Here is a 17,229-nt window from a genome sequence, read left to right on the forward strand (position 1 = left end):
AACCAAGAAAACATGTTTATCCGAATCTTCCAAATCGCTGCTTAGTCCCTATTGCGAATGCCCCTAGAACAAAGGGTTATTTAGTGTACCCAAAATCCACTTAAAGGGTACAAAGTCCCGATATTTCCGATCTCGACCACTCAAATCCCGTAAGCAACAAAGAGCTTCCTCCGAAGAGAAAGCTCTAAATATAATCAAGTCGTTAATCAACACCGTTTGACAAAGACCCAAATTTTTTTGTGTTATTTCAAAAGATTCTACAGAATCGGTGATAATAAACGGGAAAAGGCTTGTTTAAATCGTAGCCACAGTGACATGTTTTCAAAATCTTCCGCAGATATTAATTGGCTCTTTTCGATATCAGCTTCAAAAATATCACGTAATTCTTTGGCAACTTTAAAGTCGTAAACAAAGGCATTTGCCTCAAAATTAAGTTTGAAACTTCGAAAATCTAAATTAGCGGAGCCAACTGACGAAATTGAATCATCAATCATGACTACTTTGGCATGAATAAAGCCCTCTTGATAGAAGTAGATTTTAGCGCCATCTTCTGCCAGAATTCGGGCGTAGTACTGCGTTGCCCGGTAAACAAAGGGATGGTCAGGCATATGCGGTACCATGATCCGAACATCAACGCCTGACAGAATAACACTCCGTAAAGCGCTTAAAACACTATCATCCGGAATTAAGTAAGGCGTCTGAATGTAAAGCCGTTTCCGGGCACTGTTGATCATACGCAGATAGCCCATTTCAATCTGCACCATATCAGAATCAGGACCGCTAACAACGATCTGCATCATGGTGTTACCAATAGCGACATCATTAGCTTTAGGAAAATGGGTCATCTTTTGATCAAGTTCATTTTCGGGGACTGTCGCATTCCAATCAGTCACAAAGTGCTGCTGAAGTGCTAGTGCTGCGTCACCGGTAACTTTCATATGGGTATCGCGCCAGTGACCAAACTTCTTAGACCGATCAACATATTGATCACCGATGTTAAATCCGCCAATGTAGCCGATCCAGCCATCGATGGCCACAATCTTACGGTGGTTTCTGAAGTTCAAACGGAAATCACGCCAATTCGAATGGATTCCCAGGAAGGGCTCAGCAAAGCCGCCAGCTTCACGCAATGGTTCAAAAAAGTCCCGTTTAGTGCCCATTGATCCCCATGAATCATACAAGACGCGGACAGTCACCCCTTCTTGTGCCTTTTCAACTAAGGTGCTCAGGATTTCCTTGCCAATCTGATCATTGTAAAAAGTATAAAATTCAACGTACACCACGTGCTGAGCGTTTAAGATTTCTTGTTGCATATCCTTAAACAATTGGGGACCATCGAGAAACAGTTCGGTTTCATTATTTATAGTTACGAAAGACTGATCAATGTTTTGGAACAATCTGATCATATTCTTAACGGATGATTCTTCATGAGTATCACCAGAAGAGTATGCCGGCAGAGAAGACTGCTGTTGTGCCAGAGCATCCGTTAATTCAACGGGTGGCTGCCGCTGAATTTTGTGTAATTGCCGGTGAGTCAGTTTACGGCCAAAGAAGGCGTAAAACAAAAAGCCAATGACCGGCAATAGGTTTAAGACTAGTAACCAAGCCCAAGTAGCGGCAATGTCGCGACGTTCACGGAATACCGTGAACACTGCTGCCACGGTGTTTAAAAGAATAATTAGGATCAGAATCAAATTAAAAAGCGTCCAGTTCATACGTTATCCACCCCGTTTTTATAATACTTTTACATTAACGCAAAAATGAGTAAGAAAACAGGGAAAATTCCCTATTAATTTAGTCAGAAATGACAACGAATAGCTGGACGCTAAATGTTTTTTTAAAATTATTTAACGGGTTCAAGGGTTTTACGTGTGGCCAGTTTGGTTAATTCCAGAGTCTGCTGCATCAATGATGTGATAGTCATGGGGCCAACGCCACCGGGAACGGGTGTAATCGCACCGGCAACGTTTTTGGCCGAATCGAAGTCCACGTCCCCCACGAGTTTGCCATTAGCATCACGGTCCATGCCAACGTCGATCACGGTAGCACCTGGTTTGATGTCTGTCCCCTTAACTAAATGGGCAACACCAGTAGCGACGATCAAGATATCCGCAGTCCGTGTAAATGACGGCAAGTCCTTCGTCAAAATATGGGTATAAGTCACGGTAGCACCGGCGTTAAGCAGCAATGCGCCCATTGGTCGGCCCACGATATTTGAATCACCAACGATCACCGCATGTTGACTCTTAGGGTTGATCTGATAATGAGCTAGCATCGTCATGATACCTTTAGGCGTACATGAAACGGGATAGTACCCTTCACTGTTATTAAAGAGTTTGCCAACGTTTTCCGGTCTGAAACCATCGACATCCTTTTCAATGGCAATCGCCCGGATGATTGCCGTTTCATCGATCTGTTTTGGTAATGGCAGCTGCACTAAAATACCATGGACGGTCTCATCACGATTATACTGGTCGATCAGGGCTAATAGTTCGTCTTGTGTAAAGTCTTCTGGTCGACGCTCAATAATTGACGTGATGCCAAGTTTAATTGCTTTACGATGCTTGTTTCGGACGTATATCTGACTAGCTGGATCGTGACCGACGATGATCACTACAAGCTTGGGTTCAATTCCCACTTTGTGAAGTGCTTTAACTTCGGCTTTCATACTACTATCCAGATGATTGGACAGCCCTTTACCATCAATGATCAATACTCTCTCCACCCTTTCGGATTCTACAGAAATGACGACATCTCTTATGTGATATTAGCTAAATAACAGTTAAAACAGGAACTATAGCTTAAATTATTTAGCCATTATTCGTATTATAACCGATTTAACGTAAAAATTAACCGTAATCGGCCTAAAACTTTGTTAATTTTTAGTTTCAAAGTGATTACTGGACTTATTTTTAGCCTAAGATTAAAGCATCTACGATTCAACGTTAGGGGGTCAAAGTCGCCTTTAAACAGAATACCTTATTTTTACCTTATTTTGCTAGTATTTAGTTGAAAAAAATAACCCATTATAGGATTATAAAATAGGATTATAAATTTGGCAAAATAAAGTGATGTGACAACCTTATTACCGGTTACAAATTATAAAGATTGGAATTGATAATAATGCAGATACGCTTTCATGACCGCCACTTTTGGTGGTTAATTGCGTTATTGGCTTGGGTCAGTTTTTTGATCTTAGCCGTCAGCGTTTATCTTCATGCTAATTGGGTGATAGCTTTTGATCACTCGATTCAGCAATTCGCCATTTTGGTCAGGCAGCCAGGCCGAACCGTGTTTTTTAAATGGCTAGCACTTTTAGGAACACCCACCGTTAATTTGATCATCTGTCTGATCATTACGGGCTGGCTTTGGCTGCGGCACGAACACTTTGCAGCTGGTTGGGTGATGACGGCACAGATTGGGATCAACATCTTAACTGTTATTTTTAAACAAATCCTTCACCGTGCGCGACCAGCTGCTAAATTAGTGACTCAAAGCGGCTACAGTTTTCCCAGTGGCCATACGACTTCCACGGCGATCATGGTTTTAATCGTACTCTTGATTGTGGTGCCGCTGTGCCGGCATTTCCCATGGCAGTTATCTTTAGGTCTGTTCAGTGTAATCTGGCTGGCACTGATTGGGTTTGATCGAATCTACCTTTTTGTCCATTATCCAAGTGATGTGCTTGCTGGTCTGTGCTTGGCGCTTGGCTGGTGGAGTATTTTACGACTGACGTTTGGTCGTGCAGTAACAAGAGAACAGAATTAACTATTACATTATTTTTAGGAGTATATCATGCGAACTAAAAAAATAAGTATTACGTCAATTTTAGCTTTAATATTAGCCTTTGCCATGGTGATTGGTATTTTTTCAAATCTAATTGGACAAGCTAATATGAAGTCTAATGCGTTAGTATTGATTGGCTGTGTTGTTATCTGGTATTTCAAGCCCTTCCTATTAAATTGGGCGACTAAAATCTCCGAAAAAAACATGACCCGGATTCTTACGGGAATATTATTAGCAATTGTTATTATTCAAATACTCGTTATTCATTTTCTACCCGCGTCTGTCTATCACGATCCTTTTCGTGTACTAGTTCAGGCCGAACAGCTTGCCCATGGGCATTCGAACTGGAACAATTCCATCTACTTTTTGCGGTTTCCCAATAACGTATCGCTGACCGTTTTAATGGCTGGCTGGTTAAAGTTTGCGGGCCTCTTCCACCTAAGTACTTATTGGGGCATTCATCTGTTGTCACTCATCTTGATAGATGCTTTCATTTTCGCTATTTTACGTTCCGTTCGCCGTTTAAGTCATCAAAACGACGTGGTTTTACTGGCTGCCATTTTCTTCTTGGTTAGTCCATTTGCTTACACGTATTATCTGCAGGTTTTTTATTCTGATCTACCATCTATGTTAAGTTTCGCCATTGTCTTTAACGTCCTCATCGGCTGGTCGGAATTTAGCCGGAATAAGAGGATTATTACTGGTATCGGTTTGGTACTTTCAGTCGTTATCGCTGAAGTGGTTAAGCCCAACTTGATTGTCCTGTTAGTAGCAGTTTTACTGGTTGGTATCTGGCTATTCTTTAAAAATCGAGAACAGTTAAACGCAATTAAAATGCCATTGATCCTGATTGTCCTCGGCTTTATCTTAGCGGTGCCCACCGCCTCTGGTTTAAAAGCAGTCAGTCACTATAAGACTAACAATCAATACGCCTTTCCGACTACCCACTGGATCTGGATGAGCTATGATCCTAAAGGTAAAGGTGGCTATGAACTTAGGGACGTTAAAAAATTGAGTGCCATTCCTGGCAAACAGGCGAAGCAAAATTATCTTAAAAAAGCGCTGCCTAAGCGGCTGAAACATTTAGGCCCAGTTGGTATTGGAAAACGCTGGATTGAAAAAGCTAATACGTTCTTCGGTGTGTCTACGATTCAAAAGGCCTATACGGGCGGCTTTATCGCTGCACCAAGGCTATATCAAAAAGTTCAGCTACCATTTGCGGCAATCGGGATGGTCATCATGCGCGTGGGGTTCATTCTGCTGTATGCCGAAACTCTTTTGCGGTGTTTGCGGTTATGGCGTAAACGGTATACTTTTAACGATGATCCACGGGTAATGCTCACTGTCTTAACGGCACTAGGCTATATTGCCTTTCACACGTTCCTCTGGGAAACCGAAAGTCGCTATGGCCAAGTCATGGTGCCATTACTGGGAATTTTATGTTCCATTCCGAGCTTGTCGTTACCTACCGAACAGCGTCTGGGATCACGAAGTAAAACGCAGCGCTACTTTGCACTGGGCATCTTCGTTGTTGGTCTAGGAGCTTACGTAGCTGCCCCACACAGTTATACGACGATCAAGGGTGACCATGTCGCTGGTCAGGAAAGTCAATTGTCACTTCAATTTGACGCCAAGAAGACGCGGATTCAACCCAACAGTACCTTGACGCAGCAAGTGAAATTAAACCATTCAGCAAAGCACTTTAAGGTTTCATTAGCTCCTGGTGTAAAATTCCGTGGGACCTTAGTCAACGAACAGACGCATCGGCGCTATGTACTTACCCGGACTCCCAAAGCCTTTAAGCTGAAACGGAAATTACCAATGGGTAAGTATCAAATTGAACTGAAAAATAATCAGCAGTACCCACAATCAATTCTGCTTACTAAGACGATTTCTTACTGGTTAGCGCCATATCCACTGGTCATCAATCAGCAGCAACACCCCTACTGGTCCTTCGTTTATACATTCTCACGGTGATGCATTAGCTTAGACATGGTACAATAGGAACGTATGTTCTAAACTCTAAAGGAGGTTTGTATCATGGATCAGTCCGCTTATGTTGCTCATAACGAAAAACTAGTAGCGCAACTACCTGATTACGTTGCTGATTACTATTTAGCTAAGTCCGCTGTACCGTTATCCCCTGCAACGTTATATCAATATCTAAATGAGTTTAAACGGTTTTTTGAATGGCTGATCGATGCTAATGTTTCACCGGCCCATTCAGTTAAACAAATCAAGCTGGAAGAACTGGAGCACCTCAAAAAGCAGGATGTTGAAGTGTACAAGGCTTATCTGCTTAACCGTGGTAAGCAAACGGCACAACATCCGCAAGGCGCTTTGTCACATCGAACGGTAAACCGTTCCCTTAACGCCCTGTCAGCCTTATTCCGGTTTTTAACTGCAGAATCTGAAAACAGTGAGGGTGAACCCTATTTCTACCGTAACGTCATGAAAAAGATCTCGTTAGTTCAGGATAGTGAAACCTATGCTACTCGCGCCAGCCACATTAAGGATCAGCTGATGCTGGGTGATCAAGATAAAGCTTATCTAAACTTTATTCAAGATGACTATAGCCAGCATCTCGATGCTAAACGGCTGCGCTATTACAAGCGTGACCGAGAACGGGATGTAGCCATTAACGCTTTGATGCTGGGAACCGGGATTCGGGTCTCTGAACTGACTAATATGGATGTTAGTCACCTTAGCTTGAAAGCTGCCAACGTGACTGTGCGGCGAAAAGGTGGCAAGTGGGATTCGGTCCCAATTGCTAAATGGGTGCTCCCCTACATTGCCAATTATGTCCAAATTCGTCAGTCACGTTATCATCCAACAGCCAGTACACCGGCATTGTTTCTAACTATGGGAACCAACGAACCTCGGCGAATTACCTCGGCTACAGTGGAGCTGCTAGTGGCTAAATACTCAACGGCCTTTAACCACGTCCGAATTACCCCTCATAAGTTACGGCATACGCTGGCTTCAAAGCTGTATTTAGAAACGAAAAATGAGCATTTAGTGGCCACTCAGTTGGGACAAAGCTCAACGGCAGCCACTGGACTCTATACGCACGTGATTGATACTCAGCAACGAGATGCGCTGAATCAATTGCATGCTGATCAGGACGATTAAAAAATAAGTAAAAAAAATTTTTTTGATAATTTCGCTTAAAAATGTACTTTATTTCCGTGATAAGTGAATTCTTTATTTTTAGGATTTAAGCCTAAAAATGTACTTTATTTTCTGTTTTACTCTAAGTAGATTAGTGAGTTTTAGAAAAGCCAGATTTCCTTGATTACTTGAGGAAACCTGGCTTTTTTGATCCCACCTAGTATATTTTTGCGATTCTTTCCATTCAGTAACTAAACAAAATGTCGTCTCTTTCGACGGTAACCTTTGCAGTATGGACAAGATTTCATATGGCGCTTTCGATAATATAGTAGCTTTTGTGGTGATAATTGGTAATGGTGTGAAGGATTGTCTTCACAAATCCACCAAATTTTTATAGCACATGAGTCTAGAATCTGCTTGGAATTTACCAAGAACATATTAGCTACGCTGTCCCACTGTGTCATCAAATCTGGGTGGTTATCGGCAAATGAATTGAACCCAGGCAGTACTTTAACGTTACGACAATAAGGACAAGCATTATCGCCAACTTGCCTATCTCTAATTACTGCCTGATAATCTCCGTGACAAGTTGGACACGTCCACCATACCCGCCATGAGGAAATATACGTGAAGTCAGCTATATTATCCTCATTTCTGGGACTCCATTCCTTTGCCAGTTCAGGATTCTTATCAATCAATGTATTAAGACCCAGAAGCGGTTTACGATCACGACAGTATGGACAGGCATCATCGTGTAATTCTCTCCGCCTAATTGGTGCTGTATATTCTCCAAGACATACCGGACATTGCCATATTGCCCAGTAAGGTGATGAATACATGAATTCTGATGCTGGACGTTCATTATTTGGACTCCACTCGCTCATTAATTCGGGTTTTATATCGACAACTGTGTTAAAACCGAGTTTTGCTAGTCGGTTATTACAATAAGGACAGCTGTCATCATTTAATTGACGTTCGCAAATCGGATAGAAGTAGTCCTTACCACACGTTGAACAATGCCATTGTGCTCGTAATGAAGACGTTGCTAGGTAATGCACTGGCGGTAATTCGTTTTTAACACTCCATTCAGGTATTAATTCAGGATGTAAGTCCGGCAATGTATTCATGCCTTCCATTGGTAAACGGTTGTTACAGTACGGGCAACTGTCATCTCCCAATTGCCTTTCGCAAATTGGATAGGTGTAACTATGCTGACAGGTTGGACAGATCCAATACGTGCGCATAGTTGAAGTATAGACATAATTAGAAAAGCCCTTTTCGTTCCGGGGACTCCATTCAGATGCTAATTCCGGTTCATAATCTGCAATGGTATTGAAACCAACTAACGCTTTTCGATTATCACAATACGGGCAGTAATGGTCGTCTTCTTCACGGTCACATAATCTTGCGGGATAATCGCCACCACATTCATCACAGTGCCAAAGCACACTGTAAGTTGAGAACGCAAAGTATTCAGACATTGGCCTCTCGTTATTGGCGCTCCATTCAACAACTAACTTCGGTTTCATATCGGCAATGGTATTAATTCCCGATACAATTCGGTATCCTTCACAAAATGGACAGTAGAAGTCCCGGTTCGAATAACGATAAGGCTGATTTTGAAACGAATGTCCGTGTTCACAATGCCACCAAACCAATTCGTTCGATTCATTGGTGTACGTATTAAAGGCACGTTTATTCTTTTCGACATCAAAATACGGTTCCAGCTCTGGGCTTTCTTCGGCAAGCATTCTACCATAATGATAACCTCGGCATAGACTGCAAGCCCCTATTCCAGCAGCACGTCTGCTAAAGGGAGCTTGCCAGCGGTGTTTTGGGTTATTGCGACAAATCCAGTTCACCATTTGCCTGCTGTTCTCGGTTACGTCATAGGGATCAACTGTGTTTTCTGGGTCATATTCATCCATGACTTCAGGGTGCAACACGGCAAAACTTTGGGAGCGTAATACTTTCTTACCTGAACAGTACGAACAACCCATCGATGCGCTGTCTCTGGCTCTAACCATTGAGCTAATTGTAGTTCCAAAGCGATGATGACACAGTGTGCATTGCCACCAATACTTTTGTGTAGAAGATGCGAGGTTGTTAACATCAGTTAATGAGCAATCGTTTAATTGGTTAAGAAACTTAGGTACTAGTTCGGGATATAATTTCCCCCAGATAATTCGTGGCGCAGTTTGCGGTTCAGCGGTGATTTGCCCTGGCACATACCCACAAATTGGACACCCTTTAGGCTGGTACTTACCGGCAACTTTTTCTTGTCGGGCCGTTGGCTTAGTTTGCCACGAGTATTCACATTCTGGACACCGCCACCAGACCGGTTCCTGACTGGTGAAAAAGATGTTTTTTAGTTTTAGACCATCATTCTTTTCAAAGTCAAAAAATACTCTCAATTCCGGTATGAGTGTAAACAAGTCGTTTTTACCCGGAACCTGAACGCCTTGAACCTCACAACACGGACAAAGGCCCTTGGAATCACGACGACTTTTAATTTGGCTTTGCCATTCATAACCGCACTGTGGACATCGCCACCAAGCTAGTTGTTGCGACATTGTTAAAGTGGTATGGATATCTATTTCCTGATTTTTTTCGAAATCCCACTGTTTTAGTAAATGCGGATAGCCATCGATATACATTCGGTTCTCAATGGCACAAATTGGGCACCGCGACGATCTGGCAAAGTCAGCAATTTTTTTTGCGAAATGATGGCCTTCAGGACACACGAAGAAAGCTTTAATTCTGGCGTGTGCACGCAGTTGGTATGGGTCGATTCCCTGATTACGTTGCCAATCCCACATTACTTTAGCTTGTGGGTTTTGCGTAAAGAGATCGGTAGCACCCTTGATTGCTTTAACTTGACTGCCCGTTGAACATTTGGGACAGCCAAAGGGTGGCTTTAAAGGGATCCGTTGAATTTGAATGTTAAAGACGTGTTCGGAATTATTGGGGCAATGCATCCTGATGGTTTTTGTCGACATTGGCGTCACCAAAGACGGCAATATCTCATTGTCAGGCAGCCACAGTTTTGCGGCTTCAGGATTATATTTCTCAAATGAATTGCAATTTTCCGGATTTCCAGCACAAAACGGACAGGTCATAGTGTCAGATTTCGCTCTCAGGCTGCTGAAGGTTTGCTGCCACTGATATGAGCAGTCAGGACATTGCCAAAATCTGGTCTCCACTGATGTTGGACTGATAGTTCTTGGATTGTGGGTCATTTTAGAATAATCCCAAAACTTCAGCATATCGGGTCTGGTCTTGAAAATACTGTAGTTTTCGGTATAGCGGCACTCTGGACACGTTGGGTCACTCTTGAAGTTTCTAACCATTTTAGAAAATTGATGTCCCATTCCGCACTTAAAGTAGGCCCGGACATTAGCAGTTCCAGCTAGATGCTTCGGATCAAGATCCTGGTTTCGCTCATAATCCCACATAAATTTTGCTTCCGGACAAACGGTGAACAGATCGTTGATTCCTAAAATTGTTCGTGATCGCCGGTTCGTACAGATTGGACAGGATACCGATTTGCTGGAACTTAGAGAGCTAATAGTGCGTGTAAATGAATGCCCTTTGTCACAAAGCAGCCAAGCTTTTTTCCCTGATTTAGCAGTGACCGAATCGGGTGTTTCTTCACCATTTTTCGAATAATCCCAGTATTTTTCAACATCGGGGAACGCCGTTTTTAGAGTCTGAATATTGTTTTTAGCAATCACTGCAGCATGTTTCACCTGACCATCAGGACTGCCATCATAACCACAGCAAGGACAAAAAGCTGCAGCACGCCATTTAACTAAAGTTCTTGACCATTCGCAATCACATTTCGGACACTTGAAAAAGGCTCGTTTCCTGGAATGAGTAGGTTCTTCTTGCGGGTCAAATCCGGACGTCTTTTCTTTTCTCAGGAATTCCGCAATGTTTGGTGTCACGGTCCCGATTCTAAATGAACGATCTCGACATGCTGGGCAATGCGATGACTTGGTAAAGTCACTGATCTTCCGCAAAACGTGGTGACCCTGTGGACACTTAAAATAGGCTTTCTTCTGCGATTTCGGTAGTAACGAGCTGGGGTCAATGCTGGTGTTTTTTTTATAATCCCACATAACTTGGGCCTCTGGAATTACTGTCAGTAAGTCAGTTTCCCCTGGGAAGGCAATTTTGGCATTGGGTCCACAATAAATACAACCAACCGAGTGCCCATCTCGTGATGAGGTCATTTTACTGATTCGTTTTTGAAAAACGTGTGCTGGGTTCCTCAAGCAACGAAAGTAAGCTAATTTATCTGAACCAGCCCCAACAGTATCAGGTGTTAAGCCATCTTCATTTAGATCGTTGGCCCACATTTCAGCGGCTTCTGGACATTTCTGACGTAAACTGGTAACCACTTTTTTAGGCATAATGACTAGTCCTCCAGCTTGTCGAAAAGTCCTTGAATGACTTTGCTTCCCGATTTGATGGGTGTATCTGCGGTAATAATTTGGGTCATAGTTTCTGGCTTGATGATGTCCGGTGTATTTTTCAATAGGCCAGCGCGCTTCAAAAGTTCATTGGCAATTTCTGGATATACGTTATCAGCGATAATTGTCCGTAATTTTGAATTTTCTTCGTTTAGTGATTTGATATCCGCTTGTTGCTCGGCTATTTGAGCATTTAATTCTTCGCTTTTGTGCTTAAAATCCGCTATTTGGTCAACCTGTTGTTCATTAGTGTTGATTAAATTCTTCCCCTTACGAACTAATCGCAAAGCAGAATCGCTCACGGTCTTATAGTAAGTATCACGTTCGACTAAGGACCGCTTCAAGGCTACTTGACTATGGTTCTTTTCGAGAAAAGATTCGACATCCAAATTCTTAAAGGAGGTGACAACAGCTTGATCTTCTGTGCGTGTCGACTGCTTCAAACTGGTAAGCCTATCCGATACGATCTGTCGCCTTCTGATTAAGTGATCTGGAATTTGTGGATAGCCGTTTTGTCTTAAATAGTCGCCAAACTTTGGTACCCGAAAGCGATTGGCGTCCCCATCACATTGACGCACAACAAATTCTTCAACTTTGGCAAGCAGTTCCGTATCGCTGATTAGTTTTTTTCGTCCCATACGTTTCGACCCTCTTTTTCTTGATTGGCAACTTTTTCCTGATAATATTTTTGATAAGTGAATGAACTGCCTTGTAATTTCAATAGTGCTTGTCCAATATCTTCGGTATCACCTTTGCCGGTGCGGACCTGATGGACAGCTGCTTCCAGCAGTTTGCAATTGTCTTCAATTCGGTGTTTGTAATAGGCATCAGAAGAATAGTAGTTATGCCCTGGACGACGATAAAACGGACAGGTCGGACAATAACCGATTTCCCCAGACTTACCAACGGCTCCCAAGCAGTCGGTCATATCACCCTGCTTATATTTTTCGGAATAGCAGCGCCCGCCGTTAGCCAGTTTTTCAAAAGCACGCTTAGTTGCGATAGGCGCTTTTTTAGTGCTAACTTCATAGTGAACTTCACCTTTTGTGATCAAACGATATTGACGATACGTTTGGCATTCAATCAAATTAGTAATATTAGAGTAGTAGTGTGCTGACATTTCAATGTTATCGTGACCTGCCAGTAGCATGGCTGTTACAGGAGTACCGCCTTCTGCCATGATATTGATCAGCGCCAAATGTCTAGTGTCCCCTAAGTGGAGATAACTGATTTCGTTTTTATCCAGATGGCTGTTAGATGTGTTATAAACCGTTTTTAAGCCATATTTTCCTTCAATCACGTCGTGGAAAAAGTAGCGCATGATGGTGTTCATATTGATGTACGTTAAGAAACGGCTGTTACTATGTTTTCGCTGGTTCCAGTGTTTATAATGAGTATCTGACACAAACAGCGTATTGATATCGGTATGTTCAAACTTTTCAGTGAAAGATAAATATCGGACAAACTCTTTAGCTAATTTATCAGGGATCTGATAAGTTACCGGGTAGTAATCCTTGGAGAGCTTGTAGGCAACGCTTTTCTTGTTACCCTTTAAGTTATTACGCTGCAAGGTCAGGTAGTACTTGCCATCAGTCTTATTAAGACAGTCCCGGCGTGTCAGGATAAATTCTTTCGGTCTTAACGGAATAACCCCAGTTACCTGCCACCAAAGATATAAGGGGTAGAAGAACATGCGTGTGTTTTCGGCAATTTCTCCTGCCCAGTAATCATTAAGAATATCGTTAAACATGAAATAACTATCAAATTGAGCCAGTTGGCGTTGCTGCTTGGCGTTATTCTGATGGTTAATGGAAATATAGGTATCTAGTATTTCCAATAATTGTTCAAAGTCTTCGTTGTCTTCGGTAGTTGGTAATAACGCCAGGAAATCAATGCAAAGACTAGGAACTGAGAACTTTATATCGGCATCTCCGTTAATTAAGTCAGTAAGATTGGTCCTTATGAGCCGCTTTAGGTCATTAACTACGGACTGCAAAGTTTTTAAAACATTCTTTCCCAAAGTATAGGTGACGTAGACCTTTACGTAATTCACGAAGCTTTGGTACTGTAAGCCAAATAAACTGCGGTATGAGCGATTATAAGCGAGCTGATTGAAATTAAAATTCAGCCCGACTCGCGAATATTCATCAGTTGAGTTCCACTTGGTGTCGTCAAAATGACAATCAAGGAAAATTCCGTTATCACAAAAGTTTTGAAAAATCGTTTTTGCTTCAGTTAGGTTGGCGTCACTAAGTTCCTCGACACTTAAAAACGTTTCAAAAAGCGAATTATCTACTGCGCTCATTTCGTTCATCGGATTTCCTCCTTGATTAAAGCCTCGTAAGCTTCGTAAACTTGGGCATCATAACCATTCTTCAAACACGAAAGGACTTCGTCTAAACACGGTACGATTGTCTCTGAGAGTAATTTCTTATTTTTAGCTTTTTCTAGTGGCGTTTCGGATTGTTTATAGAGCTTTAGCAAACGCTTGTACTCGCTGATTAGCAGTAGCATTGTTGATTTTGTTTTGATTTCAAAAGGGCAGCCAACGCATTGTGCTCGCTGATTGTAAGGACAAAGTTTATTGCAGGCTGACATCAAACAAAGGCTCTCAGCCTGTTTTGAAAACGCGTGACCGGAACCAATACGGTGCAAAATTGCCAAAATGTCTTCTTCACTCAATTCTTCACTGATCAGTTGTTGCACTACTGTTTGCGCTTGTCGTTGGGCTTTTGAGACCAACCCAACCGTCCCTTCCACTTCTGCCGGCGTTAGGTCTAGTTGTTGAATTAATTCGGTTTGCTTTGAAACTGATAAGTTATTGTATTCCCCATGCGTTACCATTTTTAGCAGCATCGAAGGAATAAAAGACAAGACACCACGTTCAAATAGTTCTTTGGCTACAAATTCAGCTGATAGGCCACTCATTTTAGCGTCTTTAAGATAGACGGCAGTGGTTTCTGCAAACTTGCCATACGATCCCTTATGACTTCGTGCCAGCGCTGCTAGTATGTATCCTTTAACCTTTGGTCCTGCTGTTTCGGTTGCTAAAATATCGTCAGCTAACATATATACTGATTGCAGATATGACTTATTGGCTGACCGGGAATGAAAGTTGGATTCCAAGAATAAAGAACCAATTTCATCGCCCATGTAGCGTGAGATACGGTCATAATCAGCAATTTTACGAATCAGGGGTTCTTCTGTTTTTCCACTCAGTTGATAGTGAGCTTCACAGAGTGCAAATAAGGTACCGATATGGACTTCACAGCTCTCAGGTACTGTGAACTTGATCTGCGCTATATTTTGATGAGCGGACGTTTTTTGGGGTGTTAATGGCAGCATACAAAGACGCTCTGTAATTGACAGCAGCACATACCTGGCATTTTTATCTGAAAAAATTCCAGCATTTACTTCATCGAGCACCTGCTCCGCTGGTTCCGGTAGTGTGGGATGGGTAATCCGCACTAAATCGGTCATTCGCAGCGAACAAATAAAATGCAAGGCTAGGAACAGCCAAGTATCGGCATAGTTTTTCGATTCCGCTGCCAACTGATACATATCATTGTCTTGAATATAGTCGCTATTAAACAGATAGAACAATAATTGCAGGTATTCATCAAAGTCATAGGCTTCGTTCTTCTCACCTAGTGTGTAACGGTTCTTCATCACGTATTCGTTATGATAAGCGGTTCGTTGCTGGGACTTTAACCAGGATAAGAAAAAAGTCAGCGAATCCCCATGAGCCTTGATAAGTTCTTCTGTAGCGCTTTTTAACAGCGCTGATATTTCTCCATCGGACATCAAAAAAAGGTCTTTATGCAGGTTGTAGAGCAGAAAATCTTGCAGGTAGAATTGGGCTTCAGCAGAAAGTGAGGTTAGCTCAGAAAAGTGACTAAACTTTGCCGCAGTTTCGGGGAACTTGGCGGTAAAAAGTGCCTGCATACGATCATTCTCATTGTTATCCGAAGGTGTTAAAAATGCTAAGATTGGCTGTTTAAGCAAGTCGACTTGTGCTCGGGTTAAAACTACCTGTTCACCAGTTAACTGGGGTTTGGAGCCAAACCAGTTGTTGTTTTGAAGGAATGCTATTAAACGCTGGCGTTGAGTGAGATCATTGGGATCTAAATCAGCCTGCTTTAATATGGCACTAAAAAAATCAATTAAATCAATCACGTTCACCTTCGTTTCTATTCTTTTCTTGGGCTGCCCAGCTGAAGTAATCAAACATGTGGGAGCTGACCTTGCGGTACTGTTTTTCTAGTTCGCCCTTGTTTTGTAGATAAACTAAAGAACTGTCCGGAGAACTGTCACCGCGTGCTGCCATTAGTTCTGCTACATTATCCACTCCTGCCAGCACCAGCTGTACCGTAAACCAGTGCCGGAAGACATGGGGCGAAATATTGTTCTCCAGCAATAAATGTCCATACATGACAGTTTCATCATCTCCACTAGCCAAATATTTTGGAATCATTTCTTTTTTGATGATGGTCCTGAATTTTTGATAGTAAGAGTCATAGGTTAATGCCCTGCCCTGTTTATTGATGCTCAAGGCACCGAAATCGCTCTCATACTGCTTACCGGTTAAATAAGCCATGTAATTGTTGTAGCTTTCGACGAAGGCATCAGTAAACATCAACGGCACAGTTTGCAGTCGTTCTTTCTTGATCCTGCCGGTTGATTTCAGATCACTACGTAAACATAATTCATGGCGCAGATCGATTTGCACTTTTTCAACTTCACCCTCGTATGTTGAAAAAATCAGCCCGATACCGAGCGGACTATCAGTCCGTCTGACGTTGCAGGCTTCTGCTGGTCGCAAACCAGCAAAAGCTGATAGGGAAACTAGCATGAGGATTTCCTTGTGATATGCGGCGATGTGTTCAAACAGCATTTCAAACGCTGAATTAGGCATATCCCGAAAAATATGACGTCGATTTTCGCTGTAAAGAACATCAAAAACCGGCACTTTTTTCTGCCGAGTCATTCCCCGTTTGTCGCGGAACGGCACGAGTTTGTAGAAGTCATCAATTCTTAATGAACAGTACCGTTTCCGGTGTTTAATAAATAACTCCAAAAAGTCCATCACAGCACTGATACAAGCTTCAACCGTAGACTTTGCCCGACCACGGGAATCACCCGGTAATTCACCTTGACCATAAAGATTAAAGAAATCCTGAATAAGTGGGACCGTTAAATTGTCTAGTTTAGATAGCTGACGGTTGAAAAAAACATAATTGAGCATTTTAACCACAAAATCAAAGCGCCGGTTACCATCATCACTGATGCTACGAACAGTGTTATTACGGGATTTTATATATTTATGAAAATCGGTGAATTTAATCTGACCGTCTGAGAATTTAATCACAATGAATTTTCGATTTATCAATTGGTTATCCTTGATTACTAAGGCGTGATTATAAACAATGAACTTTGGGGATTGTTTCAATGAGTGTCGCCTCCTGCTTAACCTGCTAATTAACTATGTAGCTTAAACTATTCTGAAAAATAGTTTGGATAAAGAAACCTCCTAACATCATCGGATATCGGTGTTGAAGCCTGTATCGGTGACGTTAGGAGGAGTAGACAATAGAAATGACAGTTTTGCTGCTTACATCTATATGAGTTATCTTCCTTATTTGGTATAAATAAGAGATTATTTTAAATTAAGTTTAATTAATATTGTCAAAATTTTCAACAAAATAATTCAATTGAGGAGTAATATCAGTATTTTAATTAAGTTGATTGCTTATTAATATGTCAGCAACGGTTGTAAAATGTTGGAAAATACCGATTAGAAAATGTCGGTTTTCCAACATTTTTTTACGGTAAAATAAACGCATCTCAAATTTGGAGG

General features: G+C 42.0%; 10 protein-coding genes. 3 read left to right on the top strand and 7 right to left on the bottom strand.

The annotated features are described in order from the left end of the window. Positions 1-257 precede the first annotated feature (257 nt). Positions 258-1,715 (bottom strand): cardiolipin synthase, encoded by a 1,458-nt coding sequence (gene cls / locus FFM73_RS10325; RefSeq protein WP_137631655.1) that lies wholly within the window; start codon positions 1,713-1,715, stop codon positions 258-260. A gap of 128 nt (positions 1,716-1,843) precedes the next feature. After that, positions 1,844-2,713, bottom strand: coding sequence for a bifunctional 5,10-methylenetetrahydrofolate dehydrogenase/5,10-methenyltetrahydrofolate cyclohydrolase (locus FFM73_RS10330; RefSeq protein WP_268920525.1), 870 nt, complete (start codon positions 2,711-2,713; stop codon positions 1,844-1,846). 410 nt (positions 2,714-3,123) lie between these two features. Between FFM73_RS10330 and FFM73_RS10335 the strand changes: the two genes are divergently transcribed. The 3 genes from FFM73_RS10335 to xerS all read left to right on the top strand — a co-directional run bounded on the left by FFM73_RS10335 (position 3,124) and on the right by xerS (position 6,918). Further along, entirely contained in the window at positions 3,124-3,768 is a 645-nt protein-coding gene (locus tag FFM73_RS10335; protein ID WP_137631656.1) for a phosphatase PAP2 family protein, read from the top strand. A 27-nt stretch (positions 3,769-3,795) separates the two neighbouring features. Beyond that, positions 3,796-5,763 (top strand): glycosyltransferase-like membrane protein, encoded by a 1,968-nt coding sequence (locus FFM73_RS10340; protein ID WP_137631657.1) that lies wholly within the window; start codon positions 3,796-3,798, stop codon positions 5,761-5,763. A gap of 63 nt (positions 5,764-5,826) precedes the next feature. Continuing rightward, on the top strand, positions 5,827-6,918 hold the full coding sequence (gene xerS, locus FFM73_RS10345; RefSeq protein WP_137631658.1) for a tyrosine recombinase XerS: 1,092 nt from the start codon (positions 5,827-5,829) through the stop codon (positions 6,916-6,918). Between the two features lie 230 nt (positions 6,919-7,148). Here the strand turns inward: xerS and FFM73_RS10350 are convergent, their stop codons facing one another. From FFM73_RS10350 to FFM73_RS10370, 5 genes are read right to left on the bottom strand one after another with little or no spacing between them, the layout of a single operon-like run. Further along, positions 7,149-11,312, bottom strand: a complete 4,164-nt coding sequence (locus tag FFM73_RS10350; RefSeq protein ID WP_137631659.1) for a zinc-ribbon domain-containing protein — start codon at positions 11,310-11,312, stop codon at positions 7,149-7,151. 5 nt (positions 11,313-11,317) lie between these two features. After that, on the bottom strand, positions 11,318-12,010 hold the full coding sequence (locus FFM73_RS10355) for a hypothetical protein (RefSeq protein ID WP_137631660.1): 693 nt from the start codon (positions 12,008-12,010) through the stop codon (positions 11,318-11,320). Then, positions 11,992-13,686: a hypothetical protein gene (locus tag FFM73_RS10360; RefSeq protein ID WP_235874500.1), complete on the bottom strand. Its 1,695-nt coding sequence runs from the start codon at positions 13,684-13,686 to the stop codon at positions 11,992-11,994. The genes FFM73_RS10355 and FFM73_RS10360 overlap by 19 nt, the downstream gene beginning before the upstream one ends. Continuing rightward, complete coding sequence (locus FFM73_RS10365; protein ID WP_137631661.1) at positions 13,683-15,548, bottom strand: hypothetical protein; 1,866 nt, start codon at positions 15,546-15,548, stop codon at positions 13,683-13,685. Before FFM73_RS10365 ends, FFM73_RS10360 begins: the two co-directional genes overlap by 4 nt. After that, positions 15,541-16,821, bottom strand: coding sequence for a site-specific integrase (locus tag FFM73_RS10370; protein ID WP_137631662.1), 1,281 nt, complete (start codon positions 16,819-16,821; stop codon positions 15,541-15,543). The genes FFM73_RS10365 and FFM73_RS10370 overlap by 8 nt, the downstream gene beginning before the upstream one ends. Between the last annotated feature and the right edge of the window lie 408 nt (positions 16,822-17,229).

The organism is Secundilactobacillus hailunensis, from assembly GCF_005405185.1.
In the GTDB taxonomy this organism is placed as follows: Bacteria; Bacillota; Bacilli; order Lactobacillales; family Lactobacillaceae; genus Secundilactobacillus; species Secundilactobacillus hailunensis.

What these genes read in the sequence shown, in the direction of transcription:
- cls (WP_137631655.1), bottom strand. Translation starts at nt 1,715, where the DNA reads ATGAACTGGACGCTTTTTAATTTGATTCTGATCCTAATTATTCTTTTA.
- FFM73_RS10335 (WP_137631656.1), top strand. Translation starts at nt 3,124, where the DNA reads ATGCAGATACGCTTTCATGACCGCCACTTTTGGTGGTTAATTGCGTTA.
- FFM73_RS10340 (WP_137631657.1), top strand. Translation starts at nt 3,796, where the DNA reads ATGCGAACTAAAAAAATAAGTATTACGTCAATTTTAGCTTTAATATTA.
- xerS (WP_137631658.1), top strand. Translation starts at nt 5,827, where the DNA reads ATGGATCAGTCCGCTTATGTTGCTCATAACGAAAAACTAGTAGCGCAA.
- FFM73_RS10350 (WP_137631659.1), bottom strand. Translation starts at nt 11,312, where the DNA reads ATGCCTAAAAAAGTGGTTACCAGTTTACGTCAGAAATGTCCAGAAGCC.
- FFM73_RS10355 (WP_137631660.1), bottom strand. Translation starts at nt 12,010, where the DNA reads ATGGGACGAAAAAAACTAATCAGCGATACGGAACTGCTTGCCAAAGTT.
- FFM73_RS10360 (WP_235874500.1), bottom strand. Translation starts at nt 13,686, where the DNA reads ATGAACGAAATGAGCGCAGTAGATAATTCGCTTTTTGAAACGTTTTTA.